13 protein-coding genes are annotated in these 15,199 nt (G+C 73.4%); 10 read left to right on the plus strand and 3 right to left on the minus strand.

Annotated elements, in window-relative coordinates:
* Nucleotides 1-19 precede the first annotated feature (19 nt).
* The 7 genes from ACIBEC_RS45445 (at nucleotide 20) to ACIBEC_RS45475 (ending at nucleotide 8,694) form a co-directional block, all read left to right on the plus strand.
* A complete protein-coding gene (locus tag ACIBEC_RS45445; protein ID WP_360509144.1) occupies nucleotides 20-1,618 on the plus strand; it encodes an ABC transporter substrate-binding protein in 1,599 nt (532 codons plus the stop codon).
* A 24-nt stretch (nucleotides 1,619-1,642) separates the two neighbouring features.
* Complete coding sequence (locus ACIBEC_RS45450) at nucleotides 1,643-2,587, plus strand: ABC transporter permease (RefSeq protein ID WP_360509143.1); 945 nt, start codon at nucleotides 1,643-1,645, stop codon at nucleotides 2,585-2,587.
* A gap of 4 nt (nucleotides 2,588-2,591) precedes the next feature.
* Nucleotides 2,592-3,440 carry an ABC transporter permease gene (locus ACIBEC_RS45455; RefSeq protein ID WP_360509141.1) on the plus strand — a complete coding sequence of 283 codons (849 nt, stop codon included), beginning with the start codon at nucleotides 2,592-2,594 and terminating at the stop codon, nucleotides 3,438-3,440.
* Nucleotides 3,437-5,122 carry an ABC transporter ATP-binding protein gene (locus ACIBEC_RS45460; RefSeq protein ID WP_360509139.1) on the plus strand — a complete coding sequence of 562 codons (1,686 nt, stop codon included), beginning with the start codon at nucleotides 3,437-3,439 and terminating at the stop codon, nucleotides 5,120-5,122. The genes ACIBEC_RS45455 and ACIBEC_RS45460 overlap by 4 nt, the downstream gene beginning before the upstream one ends.
* Entirely contained in the window at nucleotides 5,119-7,494 is a 2,376-nt protein-coding gene (locus ACIBEC_RS45465; RefSeq protein WP_360509137.1) for an arylsulfatase, read from the plus strand. The genes ACIBEC_RS45460 and ACIBEC_RS45465 overlap by 4 nt, the downstream gene beginning before the upstream one ends.
* Nucleotides 7,495-7,611: 117 nt before the next feature.
* The gene (locus ACIBEC_RS45470; RefSeq protein WP_360509135.1) at nucleotides 7,612-8,265 is read left to right on the plus strand and encodes a 4'-phosphopantetheinyl transferase superfamily protein; all 654 of its coding nucleotides are present in this window, start codon (nucleotides 7,612-7,614) and stop codon (nucleotides 8,263-8,265) included.
* Between the two features lie 45 nt (nucleotides 8,266-8,310).
* Nucleotides 8,311-8,694, plus strand: coding sequence for a barstar family protein (locus ACIBEC_RS45475; RefSeq protein ID WP_360509133.1), 384 nt, complete (start codon nucleotides 8,311-8,313; stop codon nucleotides 8,692-8,694).
* A 33-nt stretch (nucleotides 8,695-8,727) separates the two neighbouring features.
* On the opposite strand, the gene ACIBEC_RS45480 is transcribed toward ACIBEC_RS45475, so the two are convergent.
* Nucleotides 8,728-9,531 carry a polysaccharide deacetylase family protein gene (locus ACIBEC_RS45480; RefSeq protein WP_360509131.1) on the minus strand — a complete coding sequence of 268 codons (804 nt, stop codon included), beginning with the start codon at nucleotides 9,529-9,531 and terminating at the stop codon, nucleotides 8,728-8,730.
* Nucleotides 9,532-9,887: 356 nt separating this feature from the next.
* On the opposite strand from ACIBEC_RS45480, the gene ACIBEC_RS45485 reads away from it, so the two are divergent.
* Nucleotides 9,888-11,465 carry a CehA/McbA family metallohydrolase gene (locus ACIBEC_RS45485; protein WP_360509129.1) on the plus strand — a complete coding sequence of 526 codons (1,578 nt, stop codon included), beginning with the start codon at nucleotides 9,888-9,890 and terminating at the stop codon, nucleotides 11,463-11,465.
* 348 nt (nucleotides 11,466-11,813) lie between these two features.
* Nucleotides 11,814-12,308, plus strand: coding sequence for a hypothetical protein (locus tag ACIBEC_RS45490; protein ID WP_360509127.1), 495 nt, complete (start codon nucleotides 11,814-11,816; stop codon nucleotides 12,306-12,308).
* A gap of 80 nt (nucleotides 12,309-12,388) precedes the next feature.
* Here ACIBEC_RS45490 and ACIBEC_RS45495 read toward each other — a convergent pair whose 3' ends face one another.
* Nucleotides 12,389-12,844: a DinB family protein gene (locus ACIBEC_RS45495; protein ID WP_360509176.1), complete on the minus strand. Its 456-nt coding sequence runs from the start codon at nucleotides 12,842-12,844 to the stop codon at nucleotides 12,389-12,391.
* 328 nt (nucleotides 12,845-13,172) lie between these two features.
* On the opposite strand from ACIBEC_RS45495, the gene ACIBEC_RS45500 reads away from it, so the two are divergent.
* On the plus strand, nucleotides 13,173-14,048 hold the full coding sequence (locus ACIBEC_RS45500; protein WP_360509125.1) for a class I SAM-dependent methyltransferase: 876 nt from the start codon (nucleotides 13,173-13,175) through the stop codon (nucleotides 14,046-14,048).
* Between the two features lie 122 nt (nucleotides 14,049-14,170).
* On the opposite strand, the gene ACIBEC_RS45505 is transcribed toward ACIBEC_RS45500, so the two are convergent.
* Nucleotides 14,171-14,929: a DeoR/GlpR family DNA-binding transcription regulator gene (locus tag ACIBEC_RS45505; protein ID WP_360509123.1), complete on the minus strand. Its 759-nt coding sequence runs from the start codon at nucleotides 14,927-14,929 to the stop codon at nucleotides 14,171-14,173.
* Nucleotides 14,930-15,199: the final 270 nt, after the last annotated feature.

The following is a 15,199-nucleotide window of genomic DNA, read 5'->3' on the forward strand; positions in this document are numbered from 1 at the left end:
ACCACTCCCAGGGACCGCCATGACCGCGCTCACCCGTCCCCCCGCCCCGAGCCGCCGCGCCCTGTTGCGCGCGGGCCTCGCCGGTGCCGGCCTGCTGACGCTCGCGGCCTGCCGGTCCGCCGTCGACGAGGCCGCGAACGCCGCCAGTGCCGGCGACGCGGCCGACGCCGTGGACACCCCCCGCAAGGGCGGCGTCCTCTCCGTCGCCACCGGCATCGACTTCACGCCGAGCCTGCTCTTCGCCCAGAGCGCCAACACCCTCGTCCAGCGCCTCGTCTTCAACACCCTCACCAGGTACGACGACCGGCTCCGGCCGCAGCCCGAACTCGCCACCGCCTGGGAGGTCGCGCCGGACGGCACCAGCGTCACGCTCAAGCTCCGCGAGGACGTCACCTTCCACAGCGGCCGCCGGTTCACCGCCGACGACGTGGTCTTCGCGGTCAGGAACCTCCAGAACCCCGCCCGCTCGGCCCAGTTGCGCTCGACCGCCGCCACCGTCACCGATTTCCGCAAGAACGGCGACTTCGAGCTGACCCTGGTGCTCGCCCACCCGGTCAGTAATCTCTTCGACCTCTTCGAGTTCATGATCATCCCGGACTCCGGCTCCGTCGAGGACGCTGTCGCCGGCACCAGGCTGATCGGCACCGGCCCGTTCACCCTCACCGGCCGCAAGCCCGGCTCCTCGCTCACCTTCGCCCGCAACGACGCGTACTGGAACTCCGGCCGGCCGTACCTCGACGGCGTGGAGATCCGGATCGTCCCGCAGGCCGAGTCCCTGCTGTCCTCACTCAAGACCGGCCAGACCCACCTGTCGTACAACGTCCGCGGCCAGGACGTCGCCGGCCTCCGCGGCGACCCGCGGTTCCGGATCAAGCAGTACGACACCGGTTCCGGCGCCTCCTACATCGGCGTCAACGTCAGCGCCGAGCACGTCGGCGACAAGCGCGTGCGCCAGGCCATCGCCTGGGCCGTCGACCGCGAGCGCTTCGTCCAGCAGGCCCTCGGCGGCTACGGCAGCGTCTCCTCCGCGCCCTGGCCCACGTCCTCCCCGGCCTACACCGAGGCCGGCGCCACCCGCTACCGCCACGATCCGCAGAAGGCGCGCGCCCTGCTCAAGGAGGCCGGCCTGGAGCGGATCACCCTGCCCTTCGCCCACTCCAGCGAGCCCGGTGCGACGGCCGTCGCCCAGATCCTGCAGTACGACCTCCAGCAGGTCGGCATCGACACGGTGCTCCAGCCCACCGACTCACCGACCATGCAGAAGCAGCTCATCTCCCAGTCCATGCCCGCCCTGTGGACGCTCAGCCACGGCTTCGCCCAGCTCCACCCGGCCACCCTCGCGGTGAGCGCCTACCCGTTCAACGAGGCCAAGAACAGCTCGCGTTTCGCCTCCCCCGCCTACACCGACGTGGTGCAGCGGGCCTGGAACCGCGGCGACAGCGACAGCCCTGAGGCCAAGGCCCTCTACCAGCAGATCACCGAGGTGCTGCTGGACGAGGAGTTCGTGATCGACCTCGCCATCGCCGGACTGGTCGAGGTCGCGGGCCGCAAGGTCCGCGGCGCCACGCTCAACAAGTTCGGCTACCTCAACCTCGACGACGCCCACCTGACGGCCTGAGCAGGACGGCCCGGTACCCGACCCATGCGCACCTTCCTCCTCAAACGCCTCCCCAGCGGACTGCTGGTCCTTGCCCTCGCCTCCTTCCTCGTCTTCCTCATCCTCCGCCTCATCCCCGGCGACCCGGCCACCTCGCTCGCCGGTCCCGACGCCTCCGCCGCCTCCGTCGAGGCGATCCGCTCCCAACTCGGCCTGGACCGACCGCTGTTCGGCCAGTACGTCCGCTGGCTCGGCCACCTGTTGAGCGGCGACCTCGGGCCGAGCTACGCGATCGGCGGCCAGGTCGCCGACCTGATCGGCGACGGACTCGGCGCCACCACCCAACTCGCCGTCGCCGCGCTGCTGTTGGTGGTGCTGATCGCGCTGCCGCTGGCGGTGACCGGCGCGACTGCCCGGAGCCGTCCGGTCGCCGCCGCCATCCAGGCGGTCACCACGGCCGTGCTCGCCGTCCCGCCCTTCGTCACCGGCGTCGTGCTGGTCCTGGTGTTCGCCGTCTCGCTCAGGCTGCTCCCGGCCGGCGGCCACGAATCCCTGCTGGACGCCCCGGACCTGGCCGTGCAATACCTGGCGATGCCCGCGCTCTGCCTCGCCCTGCCCAGTGCCGCCGTGCTCGCCCGCTACCTCAAGGACGGCATCGAACGCGCCCTCGCCGAGGACTACGTCCGCACCGCGACCGCGCTCGGCGTCTCCCGGCGGCGGATCGTCTGGCGGCACGCACTGCCCAACGCCCTGCCCTCCGCCGTCACCGTCCTCGGCCTGCAGATCGGCCATCTCATCGCCGGGGCCGTCCTGGTGGAGCGGATCTTCGCCTGGCCGGGCCTCGGCCGGCTGATCGAGCAGGGCGTCGCCCGCCGCGACTACCCGGTGGTACAGGACCTGCTGCTGCTCGTGGTGGCGGTCTACGTCGCCGTCCAACTGCTCACCGACCTCGCGTACGCCTGGCTCGACCCCCGGATCCGTTGGGAGTGACCCGATGACCACCGCCACCCTTCCCCGCACGTCCCCCGCGACGCAGCGTCGTCACCTCTCCGCCCTGCGCACCTGGCGCGGTCTGACCGGCCTCGCCCTGGTCGGCGTGGTCGCGCTCGGCGGGCTGCTCGCACCACTGCTCACCCGCACCGACCCGAACGCCCAGAGCGCGCTCGCCCTGGCCGGCCCGACCGCCGATCACCCCTTCGGCACCGACGACCTCGGCCGCGACCTGTTCAGCCGGGTGCTGCACGGCATCGGCACCGACCTGGCACTGATCGTCACCGCCGTCCCGGTCGGCGCGCTGCTCGGCTGCTCGGCAGCGCTGCTCGCGGCCACCTCCCGGTGGGCCGACCTCGCCGTCCAGCGGTCCTTCGACCTGCTGCTCGCTTTCCCCGGGCTGATCCTCGCCCTCGCCGTGACCGCCGTCCTCGGCCCGGGCCGCTGGCCGGTGGTGATCGTCGTCGCCCTGGCCGAAATCCCGGGCTTCGGACGCCAGTTGCGGGCCGGGATCCTGGTCCAGCGGGAGCGCGAGTACGCCCTGGCGGCCCGCGTCGGCGGCGCCTCCCGGGCCCGGGTGCTGCTGCGGCACGTGGTGCCGAACGCCGTCGACCCGCTGATCGTGCAGACCGCCGTGGCGCTCTCGCTGGGCGTGTTCATCGAGGGTGCGATGAGCTTCCTGGGCCTCGGGGTCCGTCCGCCGGAGCCCACCCTGGGCAGCATCCTCAGCCGGTCCGTCGCCTACCTGGCCACCGACCCGACCTTCGCGGCCGCCCCCCTGGCCGCCACCACCGCGCTGGTGCTCGGCTTCACGCTGATCGCCGAGGCCCTGAACCGGGGGATCCGCCGATGACCGCCACGCTCCACCAACCGGACCGCACTCCGGACGTCACCCCGGAGCCCACCCCGGACCGCGCTGTGCTCCAAGTCTCCGGCCTCACCGTCCGGTTCGGCGCCGCCGCTGCCACCGCCGGCACCGCCACCACCGCCGTCGACGCCGTGGACTTCGAGCTCGCGGCGGGCGACACCCTGGGCATCGTCGGCGAGTCCGGTTCCGGCAAGTCCACCACGGCCCTCGCCCTGCTGCGGATGCTGCCGCCCGGCGGCGCGATCACCGCAGGATCGGTCCGACTCGCCGGGCAGGACCTCACCGCCCTCCCCGAGGAGGCGCTGCGCGCCCTGCGGGGCCGGCGGATCGCCATGGTCTTCCAGGACCCGATGTCCTCACTCAACCCGGTCCTCACCATCGGCCGGCAGCTGGACGAGGCACTGCGTGCCCACGGCCGCCGGTCACGGAAGGCCGAACGACTGGCGCGTGCCGCCGAGTTGCTCGACCTGGTCGGCATCCCGGACGCCGCCCGACGGCTGCGCGAACACCCACACCAGTTCTCCGGCGGCCAGCGCCAGCGCATCATGATCGCCCTCGCACTGGCCCACGACGCCGAGGTGCTGGTCGCCGACGAGCCGACCACCGCCCTCGACCCGACCGTCCAGCGGCAGATCCTCGGCCTGCTCACCCGGATCAACCGGGAGAGCGGCACCGCGCTGGTGGTGATCAGCCACGACCTCGGCGTGATCGCCCGGACCTGCCGTCGACTGCTGGTCATGCGCCACGGCCGGGTGGTCGAGCGCGGCCTCACCGCCGACCTCCTCACCGCGCCCCGGCACCCGTACACCCGCGAGCTGCTGGCCGCCGTCCCGCGCCTGGACGAACCCTCCCGGGCCGCCGCCAACAGCACCCCCGGCGCCCGACCCCTGCTCACCGTCCGGGGCTTGACCAAGACCTACGGATCCCGGAAGAGCAGTCGGACCGCCCTGCACGGCGTCGACCTCGACCTGCACCCCGGCGAGACGCTGGGCCTGGTCGGCGAGTCCGGCTCCGGGAAGTCCACCCTCGCCCGGGCGCTGGTCCAGGTGCACGCACCCTCGGCGGGCAGCATCCGCTTCCGTGGCGAGGAACCGGGCCGACGGCCGCACCGCGAGGTCCAACTGGTCTTCCAGGACCCGTACTCCTCGCTCAACCCCCGGATGACCGCCGGGCAGATCATCGCCGAGCCGCTGATCGCCCACGGCCTCGGCGACCGCACCCAACGCGCCGCCCGGGTCGCCGAGTTGCTGACCCAGGTCGGGCTGGATCCGGCCACCGCCGACCGTCACCCACGCGCCTTCTCCGGCGGCCAGCGCCAACGCATCGTCATCGCCCGGGCGTTGGCGCCCGAGCCGAGCGTACTGATCTGCGACGAGCCGGTCTCCGCCCTCGACGTCTCGGTCCAGGCCCAGGTGATCGACCTGCTCGCCCGGCTGCAGCGCGAACTCGGCCTGGCCATCCTCTTCATCGCCCACGACCTGGCCGTCGTCCGCCGGGTCAGCCACCGGATCGCGGTGATGCACCGCGGCCGGATCGTCGAGACCGGCCCGGCCGACCGCGTCGTCACCACGCCCGAACACCCGTACACCGCCGAGCTCCTGGCCGCCGTCCCGCGCCTGGAGCCCCTACCGGACACCACCCGCGCCACCACCCGGAGCAGCATATGACCACCGCACCCGAAGCGAACCCGCACCGCCGCGACCCGTACGCCGGCTTCCCCGGCACCGTCGGCCGCACCTTCCGCGAGTCCAACCCCGCCTGGCCGCAGCGGGTCCGCCCGCGCGAGGGCGCGCCCAACATCGTCGTCGTCCTGATCGACGACATGGGCTACAGCGACATCGGCCCGTTCGGCTCCGAGATCCCCACCCCGACCCTGGACCGGCTCGCCGCCACCGGCGTCAAGCTCGCCAACTACCACACCATGCCGCTCTGCTCCCCCGCCCGGGCCGCCCTGCTCACCGGCCTCAACCCGCACCGGGTCGGCTACTCCTTCGTCGCCAACGCCGACCCGGGCTTCCCCGGCTACGGCATGGAAGTCGCCGGGGACATCCCCACCCTCGCCGAACTGCTCCACGACGCCGGCTACGCCACCTACGCCGTCGGCAAGTGGCACCTCACCCGCGACTCCGCCTCCAACGCCGCCGACGACCGCGCCAACTGGCCGCTACAGAAGGGCTTCGACCAGTACTACGGCGTCCTGGAAGGCCTCACCAGCCTCTTCCACCCGCACCAACTCGTCCGTGACAACAGCCCGTTGGACATCAACGAGTTCCCCGACGACTACTACTACACCGACGACATCACCGACCAGGCCATCAAGATGGTCAAGTCGCTGCGCGCCCACGACGCCGACAAGCCCTTCTTCCTCTACCTCGCCCACAACGCCGTACACGGCCCGCTGCAGGCCAAGCCCGCGGACCTGGCCCGCCACCAGGGCCGCTACGACGACGGCTGGGACGAGCTGCGCCGCGCCCGTTTCGCCCGCCAGCTCGCCGCCGGCCACTTCCCGGCCGGCACCGAACTGCCCGAGCGCAACTCCGAGGCCGGCTACGAGGTCGGCCCCTGGGACGAACTCACCGACGTGCAGAAGAAGTTGTACGCCCGCTACATGGAGGTGTACGCGGCGATGGTCGACAACGTCGACCAGAACCTCGGCCGCCTCACCGACACCCTGGCCGCCCTCGGCGAACTCGACAACACCGTCATCGTGTTCACCAGCGACAACGGCGGCACCGGCGAGGGCGGCGCCGAGGGCACCCGCAGCTACTTCAGCCGCTTCGTCCACCACCCGAACCTCCCCGACGGCTGGAACCCGGACGTCGGGCGCGAGATCGACCTCATCGGCGGGCCGCAGAGCCTGGTCCACTACCCGCGCGGCTGGGGCATGGCTTCCAACACCCCGTTCCGCCTCTACAAGGGCCAGACCTACGCGGGCGGCGTCCGCGTACCCTTCGTGCTCTCCTGGCCGGCCGGCCTGCCGCGCGCCGAGGGCGACAGCGGCGTCCGCGCCCAGTACCAGTACGTCACCGACATCCTCCCCACCCTGCTCGAACTCGCGGGCCTGGAACGGCCGTCGGAGCGGCGGGAGCGTCCCGTCCAGGAACTCGACGGCATCAGCTTCGCCGCCGTCCTGCGCGACGGCACGACCCCCAGCACCCACCACGAGCAGTACTGCGAGATGACCGGCAACCGCAGCTACTACCGCGACGGCTGGAAGCTGGTCACCCTGCACCGCCCCGGCACCCCGTACGACGACGGCGAGTGGGCGCTGTACGACCTGCGCACCGACCCGACCGAGATCCACGACGTCGCCGACGAACACCCCGACCTGGTCAAGGAGTTGTCCATCGCCTGGGAGGACGCCGCCTGGCGCGACGGCGTCTTCCCGCTCGCCGACGGCAGCGGCGCCCTCGCCCTGCGCGGCCCCGAGGCGGACCGGCTGCGCCGCCCGGTCACCCTGCTGCCCGGCACCCCCGAGCTGGAGCGCTACCGCTCCTCCCGGCTGATCTCCTTCCGCTCCTTCACCGTCGAGGTCGCGCTCGACGGCTACCGGGCGGCCGACCAGGGCGTCCTGGTCTCGCACGGCGACCAGGGCGGCGGCTACAGCCTCTACGTCGAGGACGGCCGACTGCGCCTGGCCTACAACCAGTACGGCGAACTGCTGGAGGCCGACGGCGGTCCCCTGCCGGAAGGCACCCGGCTGGTCACCCTGGAAGCCACCGCGGTCGCCGGCCTCGCGTGGGAGTTCCGGCTGCTCGTGGACGGCGCCGAGGCCGGAACCGAGACCGGCGCCGAGGCCGTAACCGGGGCCGGCCGCCTCGGCCCGGTGCACCAGCTGATCGGCATGGCACCGTTCCAGGGCATCAGCGTCGGCATCGACCGCAAGTCCCCGGTCTCCTGGCCGGTGTACGAGCGCCACCGCTCCTTCCGCTACACCGGCGCGCTGAAGTCCGTCACCTACCTGCCCGGCGACCCGGCGCCGTACGACCCGGAGACGGTCGCCCGGGCGCTGCGCGAGGCGGCGGCCGCCTTCGAATAGCACGCGGTAGGACGGATCCCCGGCAGCAGTCCCGGTTCCGCCCACCAAGATCCCCCGATCGGGTTACGCTCGTCCCGCGCGGCGACGACCCCGCGCGACCGACCGAGGGGGGAACGGGTGATCGGGGACCTGCTGCCGGACGTCGTGGCGACCGAGGTGGCGTACGACGACCCGCCGAAGGCCCGGCTGGAGCCGGCGGAGGAGGCGGTCATCGCCAAGGCCGTCGACAAGCGGCGCCGCGAGTTCACCACCGTCCGGCACTGCGCCCGGACCGCCCTCGCCCGGCTCGGCGTCCCCTACCGCCCGCTCGTCCCGGGCCTGCGCGGCGCGCCGAGCTGGCCGGACGGCGTGGTCGGCAGCCTCACCCACTGCGACGGCTTCCGCGGGGCGGCCGTGGCCCGGGCCGGCAGCCTCGCCTCCGTCGGCATCGACGCCGAGCCCGCGCTGCCGCTGCCGGAAGGCGTCCTGGACGCCATCGCGCTGCCCGTCGAGCAGCGACGGCTCGCCGACCTGGCCGCCGGCCACCCGGGCACCCCGTGGGACCGGATGCTGTTCAGCGCCAAGGAGTCGGTGTACAAGGCGTGGTTCCCGCTGACCGGGCTCTTCCTGGAGTTCAGCGAGGCCGAGCTGGACATCTCCCCCGACGGCACCTTCACCGCCCGCCTGCTGGTCCCCGGCCCGGTGGTCGGCGGGCGACGGCTCGACGGCTTCGACGGCCGCTGGGCCGTCCGGGGCGGGCTGATCGCCACCGCCATCGCCGTGGAGCCGTAACCCTTCGTCGACCGTCCGTTCACCACCCGGGCATATCCTCGACCCGTGACGGTGACTTACGTGATCGACGGCAGCAGGATCGGCACCCTGGAGGACTTCTGGGACGCCGTCGGGCAGGAGATCGGCGTGGACGGCTACTTCGGCCGCAACCTCGACGCCTTCGCCGACTGCCTGCGCGGCGGCTACGGCACGCCCGACGACGGGGACTGGGTCATCGAGTGGCGCGACCACGAGGTCTCCCGCCGCAACCTCGGCCACCCGGAGACCGCCCGCCAACTGGAGCTGCGGCTGGGCCGCTGCCACCCCACCAACCGCGAGGACGTCGCCGCCGAGCTGGCCACCGCCCGGGCGGGCAAGGGGCCGACGGTCTTCGACTGGCTGGTGCGGATCATCGAGGAGGAGCACCCGGGCGGCCTGCGGCTCGCGTAGCGCGGCCCGAGGCCCGAGTGCCGAGCGCCCGGCCTACAGCACGTCCGAGAGCCGGACGAACCGCCGCCCCGCCGCCAGCATCCCCGGCACCGCCGCCGCCACGCCGGGGGCGGTGCCGCCGCCGGGGTGGTTCAGGTGGCCGATCACGATCGCGCCCGGCGGTGCCGACCCGACCTCCTGCCGCACCTGGGAGGCGCTGAGCGTCGCGCCGCCGTCCCCGTTCACGGTGAAGCCGGCCACGCGCTCGCCCAGGTCGGCGACGACCCGGGTGGCGACGTCGTCGTAGTGCGCGGTGCCGGAGCGGAAGAAGCGGGGCGGGTGCCCGAGCAGGTCGGCGAGCTTCCGCGCGTTGCCCGCCACCTCGTCGTACACCGCGCCGACGTCACGGGTGCCGGCGATGCCGTAGGCGGAGCGGCCGGTGACCGACAGCGGCCGGTGGACGGTGCCGTGGTTGCCGATCTCGAACAGCGGGTCGGCGGCGAGCTGCTCGAACTCGTCCGGGTTGGCGTCGATCCAGCGGGCGTTCAGGAAGAGCGTGGCCGGGACGGCGTTCGCGCGCAGGAAGCCGATCAGCTCGGCGTCGTAGCCGTTGCCGCCGGGGCCGCCGCAGGCGTCGAAGGTGAGCGCCGTCGCGCGTTCGCCCTCGGGCAGCTCGGTGATCACCCCGGCGACCTCCAGCCCCCAGTCCGTCGGGGTCACGGCCCCGTACCGGTCGACGACCTCGGCTCGAGTCGGCTCCTTCGCCGGAGCCGGGGTCAGAGCCGGAGTCGGCGCGGGTGTGGGCGCATCGGTGGGCGTGGCGGTCGCGGCGGCCGTCGGCGCGGCGCCGGCCTCCACGGGTATGCCGCCCGCCGTGGCAGCCGCCGTCGCCGAAGCGGAGGCCGGACCTGAGACCTCCCCGGCGGGGGAGGTCGAGGCCGACCGCGTCCCGCACCCCGCCAGTACGCTTCCGGCCATTACCACGAGCAGCGTCCGCCGACTCACCGCCACGCCCGCCTCCCGACCCATCTGTACTCCTATCAACCGATTACATGACTATGAACCGACCATTCGTCACTCCCCGCAACTCGCCCCGGCCCCGCCCGGCCCCTCTTCACCGACCCGCCCCGTCCCCGTGGGCCCCGACTCACCCCCGGTTCACTCACCCGGGTAGGCACGCGAGCGACCCGCCCCGCCCCGATCCGGAGACCTCGATGCCGACCGAACCCAGCACCCCGCACCCCGCCCGCCGCGACCTGCTCCGCACCGGCCTCGCCACCGGTGCCGCCACCGCACTCGGCCTCGCCGCCGCCACCGGCGAGGCCGTCGCCGCACCCGCCGCAGCCCCTACCGCAGCCCCCGACCGCACCCTCACCCTCACCGGCCATCTCGCCACCGGTGACCCCGACTTCGTCTACCTCCCGGTCGAAGTCCCCGAAGGCGTCCGCGAGATCGCCGTCTCCTACAGCTACGACAAGCCTCCGGTCCCGGCCGGCACTCCCGGCAACTCCTGCGACATCGGCATCTTCGACGAGCGCGGCACCGACCTCGGCGGCCCCGGCTTCCGCGGTTGGTCCGGCGGCTTCCGCACCGAGTTCAGCCTCTCCCGCTCCGCCGCCACGCCGGGCTACCTCCCCGGCCCGGTCAACCCCGGCACCTGGCACGTCGTTTTGGGCCCGTACCAGATCGCCCCGCAGGGCCTGGACTACCGCGTCCGGGTCACCCTCCGGTTCGGCGCGCCCGGGCCGCAGTTCACCCCGCACTACCCGGCGGAGCGGGCCCGCGGCCGCGGCCGGGCCTGGTACCGGGGCGACTGCCACCTGCACACCGTCCACTCCGACGGGCAGCGCCTGCCCGAGGAGGTCGCGGCCGGGGCCCGCGCGGCCGGCCTGGACTTCATCGTCTCCACCGACCACAACACCAGCTCCTCGCACGCCGTCTGGGGCCCGCTGGCCGGCCCGGACCTGCTGATCGTCCCGGGCGAGGAGATCACCACCCGCAACGGCCACTGGCTGGCCCTCGGCCTGGAAGGCGGGCAGTTCGTCGACTGGCGCTACCGCTCGCGCGACGAGGAGTTCCCGCGCTTCGTCCGCCAGGTCCACCGCGCCGGCGGCCTGGTCGTGCCCGCGCACCCGTACTGCCCGTACGTCGCCTGCCAGTGGAAGTTCGGCTACGAGCAGGCCGACGCCGTCGAGGTGTGGAACGGCCCCTGGACGTACGACGACGAGTCCGCGGTGGACACCTGGGACGGCCGGCTCGCCGTCGCCCTGCGCGAGGGCCGATCCTGGCTGCCCGCCCTGGGCAACAGTGACGCACACAGCGAGCCGCAGGTGATCGGCTCCCCGCACAACGTGGTGCTGGCCGAGGACCTCACCCGGGACGCGATCCTCGACGGGCTGCGCGACGGGCGCAGCTGGCTCGCCGAATCCCGGGCCGTCCAACTGGAGTTCACCGTCACCGGGCACGGCCGCCAGGCGGCCATCGGCGAGGAGCTGACCGTCCCGGCCGACGCTCCGCTGGACGTCCGGCTCACCGTCTCCGGGGTGCCCGGCGGGACGGTCCGGCTGGTCACCGACGAGGGGCAGATGCACCAGGAGTCACTGCCCGCGGCCGGCTCCGGCACGGTGGTGTGGCGCACGACGGCCTCGCTCGCCGCGTACGTCCGGGCCGAGGTGCGCCATCCGAAGCCGGACGGCACGCCGGGCAGGGGCAACGCGATGGGCCCGGACCTGCCCTGGGGCCCGATGGCGGCGCTCACCAACCCGATCGTCCTGCGCGCCGAGGAGTACTGACCGCACCGACGGTCGCAGCCACCGGAGCAGCGACCGGAGCAGCGACCGGAGCACCCGCCGGACCACCGGGGCAGGAGCACCGGCAGGGGCACCCGCGGGGGCACCGGAACGACGCGGGCGGGCCACCGCCCGGTCACCGGGCGGCCACCGAGCGCCCGCGGTGCCCGTCCGCGGACCGGGTGGGGGACGACTCGGGGCACCCGTTTGGACTAGGTTGATCTCCGAAACGCATCAGTCGTAGGGACGAGGCGGTCGGCTGTCCGGATATGGACCGACCAGCTCCTTCGCACTCCGACCGCCTCGCCCCGGCTACCCGACCGTCCCCGGCCCGCGAAGGGATCAGCAGCTGTGAACCGTACGACCGAAGGTGGGCCGGAGCTCGGGGGCGGCCGGGGCGCCGGGGGCGTCCTCGTCCTTGTCGACCCGTCCGTGGCCGGGAACAGCCCGGTCGCGGAGCTGCTCGCGCGGGAACTGCGCCTGAGCGTCCACCTGCGGACGGACGACTTCCTGCGGGTCATCCGCAGCGGCCGGCTCCCGCCCCACCTGCCGGAGGCCGGCCGCCAGAACGCCACCGCTCTGGCCGCCGCGGCCCAGGCCGCCTTCGCCTACGCCACCCGCGGCTACCAGGTCGTGGTGGAGTGCCCGGCCGTCCCGGCCGCACTGGACACCTTCCGCCGCGAGAGCCGCGCCACCGGCACCGCCCTCCACTACGTCGTCCTCCACGCCGGCCCGGCCCCGGACGACGCCCCGCACACCCTGGACACCAGCGACCTCACCGACGAGACCACCGCCGAGACCGTGCTCACCGCCCTCACCCGCCGCACCCACCTCCTCGGCTGGTAGCGCCGCGCCCCGGGTGCCGGCGGCAGTCTCGGCTGGTAACGGCAGCCCCGGCGGGTGGCGCCGTGCCCCGGGTGACTCCGCTACGCCCCCACCACCCCGTCGATCGCCTCCCGCAGGAAGTCGGCGTGCCCGTTGTGCCGGGCGTACTCGTGGATCAGGTGCAGCATCACCAGCCGCAGTGACACGTCGGCGTCCCATCGGGCCTGGTAGCCGGTGACGTCGAGGGTCTCGGCGGCGAGCTCGATGCGGCGGGAGTGCTCGACCTCGGCCTGCCAGCCGGCGAAGGCCTCGGCCCGGGTGGCGTCGGCGGCGTCGTACGAGGCCTGGTAGTCGCTGTCCGACCAGACCAGCGGGAGGTCCTCGCCGTTGATCACCCGGCGGAACCAGGTGCGCTCCACATCCGCCATGTGCCGCACCAGCCCGAGGAGGGACAGCGTGGACGGCGGGCTGGAGCGCTGCCGCAGCTGTTCGTCGCTCAGGCCCTCGCACTTCATGGCGAGGGTCGCCCGGTGGAAGTCCAGGAAGCCGCGCAGCATCTCGCGTTCTCCGCCGGTCAGCGGCGGTACGGGGCGTTCGTCAGGGGTCTTCACGGTGCCGTTCTCCTCATGTCTTGTCAAGATCGCGGGAATCCTCGCGGACTGTAGCGAACCCGGCGCCCGACCGGCAGGGATTTATCTCCCGCCGGTCACAGCCGACCCAACCGACCCAACCGACGCGGCTGACCCGGCTCGACGAGCCGGCCGACCTCACCCGTCGCCGCCCCCGGTCGCGCGGCGGCGTTCCGAGCCCCCTCGGAACACCGCCGCGCCCCTTTCCCGCCAAGCACACCGGCCCATCACGTACCGTGTTCGGACCACCACCGGTTTGGGTACGTACCTCGGCGCGCCCGACGCCCGGGCGCCCACCGAGCAGGAGACCCAGCGGCCCATGGACCACAACCGCATCCCCCCGACCGTGCGCCAGACTTACGGCGCCGGTGATCTGTCCAAAGCCGCCAGTTTCGCAGGCGGATTCATCAACTTCGGCGACTGGCACGGCATCGACCTCACCGCTCCCACCCCCGAGGACCGGGTGCACAGCCAGGAGCAGCTCTACCGACGCGTCCTGGGGGCCTTCCCTGAGCCGCGCGAGCAGCAGCGCCTCGCCGAGGTCGGCTGCGGGCGCGGGCTGGGCGCCGCCCTCGCATTGCGCGAGTTCCGCTTCGCCGCCGTCACCGGCGTCGACATCCACCCCGACCAGGTCGAACGCGCCCGCGCCGTCAACGCCAAGGCCCTGGCCACCTATCCCGACCGGCTCGCCTACGCCCTCGGCTCGGCCGACGAACTCCCGTTCCCCGATTCCTTCCTGGACGGCCTGTACTCCGTCGAGGCCGCCCAGCACTTCCGCGAACTCACCGGCTTCGCCCACGAAGCCGCCCGCGTCCTGCGGCCAGGCGGCCGCCTCGTCGTCACCACCTTCTTCACCGCCCCCGGCCCCGACGCCGCCGAACGCCTGGCCATCCTCCTCGCCAGCTTCGCCGACGGACTGGACGTCGCCCACCCCCTCGACGCCTTCACCGACGACCTCGCGACGGCCGGCTTCTCCGAGGTCACCACCGAGTCGATCGGCGCCGACGTCTGGCCCGGCCTCGACCGCTACCTCACCGGCACCGTCCCCGCCGCCCACTGGACCCGCAACTTCCTCCCCGCCTGGCGCGACGGCCTCCTCGACTACCACGTCGTCACCGCCGTCCGCTCCTGAACCGCACCCGCCCGTCGCCGATATCCGGCGCGCCGCGACGGCTGCCCGGAGGGCTGCTCACGGAACCGTGGGCAGCCCTCCGCGGTTTCCGGGCGCGCCCGGCCGGAACCCGGTGCGGTCGCTCAGGCTCGCCGCACCCGTACGCCGCAGTCCGCGATGGCCTTCTCCTGGGCATCGGAGAGCCCGGCGTCCGTCACCAGGTCGTGGACGTCGGCGAGCGGGCAGATCGAGGCGAAGGTGACCCGGCCGACCTTGGTCCGGTCGGCGAGCACGACCGTACGCGCGCTGCTGCGCAGGAAGGCCCGGTCGGTCTGGGCCTCCATCTCGTCGTGGGTGGTGCAGCCCTCCTGGGCGGTGAGGCCGTCCACGCCGATGAAGGCGAGGTCGAGGTGGTAGCGCTGGAGCATGCTGTCCGCGGCCGGCCCGACCAGTTCGTAGCTGGCCGACCGGGCGATGCCGCCGATCACGACCAGCCGGATCTCCGGGCGCACGATCAGCTCGGCCGCGATGTTCACGGCGTTGGTGACCACGGTGAGGTTGCCCCGCTCGGCCAAGGCCTTGGCCAGCTCGGTGGTGGTCGTGCCGCCGGTCAGGCCCACCACGGCCCCGTCCGGCACCAGTTCGGCTGCCGCCCGGGCGATCCGGCGCTTCTCCTCCTGCTGCTTCTCACCGCGGTGCCGCAGGGGGACTTCCAGGTTCACCGCTCCCGTCACCGCCCCGCCCCGCGTGCGGTGCAGCAGGCCCTGATCGTGCAGCTCCTGCAGGTCCCGGCGCACGGTCGCGCCCGACACCCCGAGCAGCTCGGCGAGCGCGTGCACGTCGGCGCTTCCGGCCTCGGCGATGTGCGACAGGATCCGGGCGGCACGATCGGCTTTGAGCATGGACGGAGTGTAGGCCAGGCCCGTCAGCCGACCCAACGGGCAAGCCCGCGTCCCCCGGTAGAGCCCCGGTACAGCCCCTCGGTGGCTTCAGAGGCATCGAGAATTCTGCTCAAAGATGACTACAATGTCGAGCATTCGATCAATTCCAAGCACCGCCGGGGGCCGTGATCGCCGTGGACCGTGACCGTACTGCCCTGGCCGGCGCCCGCCTGGTCCTGCCCGGCGGCGTCGTCGAGGGCAACCGGCTGGCCGTCGAGGGCGACCGCATCG

Origin of the sequence: Kitasatospora sp. NPDC051164, assembly GCF_044455625.1 — a bacterium.
Lineage (GTDB): Bacteria > Actinomycetota > Actinomycetes > Streptomycetales > Streptomycetaceae > Kitasatospora.

Coding starts and splice junctions, on each gene's coding strand:
- ACIBEC_RS45505 (WP_360509123.1), bottom strand. CDS start 14,929: ATGCTCAAAGCCGATCGTGCCGCCCGGATCCTGTCGCACATCGCCGAG.
- ACIBEC_RS45460 (WP_360509139.1), top strand. CDS start 3,437: ATGACCGCCACGCTCCACCAACCGGACCGCACTCCGGACGTCACCCCG.
- ACIBEC_RS45455 (WP_360509141.1), top strand. CDS start 2,592: ATGACCACCGCCACCCTTCCCCGCACGTCCCCCGCGACGCAGCGTCGT.
- ACIBEC_RS45450 (WP_360509143.1), top strand. CDS start 1,643: ATGCGCACCTTCCTCCTCAAACGCCTCCCCAGCGGACTGCTGGTCCTT.
- ACIBEC_RS45495 (WP_360509176.1), bottom strand. CDS start 12,844: ATGCTGCGCGGCTTCCTGGACTTCCACCGGGCGACCCTCGCCATGAAG.
- ACIBEC_RS45465 (WP_360509137.1), top strand. CDS start 5,119: ATGACCACCGCACCCGAAGCGAACCCGCACCGCCGCGACCCGTACGCC.
- ACIBEC_RS45445 (WP_360509144.1), top strand. CDS start 20: ATGACCGCGCTCACCCGTCCCCCCGCCCCGAGCCGCCGCGCCCTGTTG.
- ACIBEC_RS45485 (WP_360509129.1), top strand. CDS start 9,888: ATGCCGACCGAACCCAGCACCCCGCACCCCGCCCGCCGCGACCTGCTC.